The sequence below is a fragment of the Vibrio sp. 10N.222.55.C6 genome (assembly GCF_041473395.1).
Lineage (GTDB): Bacteria > Pseudomonadota > Gammaproteobacteria > Enterobacterales > Vibrionaceae > Vibrio > Vibrio crassostreae_C.
In genome coordinates this window covers 1-273 of sequence record NZ_JBFRSD010001151.1, presented here as the reverse complement: position 1 = coordinate 273, position 273 = coordinate 1, and the positions used below count along the sequence as shown (strand labels likewise).

Here is a 273-nt window from a genome sequence, read left to right as displayed (position 1 = left end):
CTGAAATAGAAGAGGCGTTATCTGGGTTGCAATCTAAATCGGATGGCTTGGTCAAATCGATTGAGTTAACGAAGAGCAATTGCGAGATGACTCGTGCTCAAGTTGTCCAAGCGGTAAACATGCTAGCGAAACTAACGGAACAGATGGAAACCGTGAGTCGTTTCAATAACGATATCTCAGGTTCTTCTGTTGAGCAAAATGCCTTGATTCAGAGTATTGCTAAGAACATGCATAAAATTGAAAGCTTCGTTGAAGAGCTTAATAAGCTAAGCC

Annotated in this window: 1 pseudogene; it reads left to right on the top strand. The window is 41.4% G+C overall.

Features of this window, described 5'->3' with window-relative positions:
• Positions 1-273 (top strand): annotated as a pseudogene (locus AB4486_RS27955) (methyl-accepting chemotaxis protein); the annotation flags it as partial.